1 pseudogene is annotated in these 534 nt (G+C 42.5%); it reads left to right on the forward strand.

Annotated features, from left to right (window positions below):
• Nucleotides 1–534: pseudogene (locus ACTHUR_RS17645) on the forward strand (hypothetical protein); the annotation flags it as partial.

Consider the following 534-nt stretch of genomic DNA (forward strand, 5'->3'; position numbering starts at 1 on the left):
CTTCTGACGACTCAGAGTTTTTTAATGTCAATCAATATGAAATAGACTTTAATCAGGAAAAAACCGTTGTTTTTGAACACGGCAAACATACTTTTAAAATACCACATGTAAGCAGTATTACCGCATATGAAAATCGAAGTCATAACCCGTTCTTAGGTGTTAATCAATTTGACATGTTTTCTGACCTCGGCAAAAGCAGCAACGTCAGTGACGAAGAAGCAAGACAGAATTTCTATAATCTGATCAGGCAGATGCATCAAGCAGGTTGGACAGATTTGATTTCCCGCAGCGCACCAAGGATTAAGCACGACCGTAAAAATGCCGCCGCCTTTTTTGAAGTGGAAAACAGTAGAATTAAAGCAAAACCGATAACCGGCATTCCCACCGCTATTGAACTAACCCCTGAGGAATGGAAGAAACTGCCCAACTTAGCTCAGATAGGGACTCTATATGCGGAGGGTGTGCTTGTGGAGTTTATGCTTGGTAAGGATGGCTCGGAGCAGTATCGTGACCAATACGGCAACGGTCAGTATG

The organism is Neisseria sp. P0021.S007 (genome assembly GCF_051956855.1).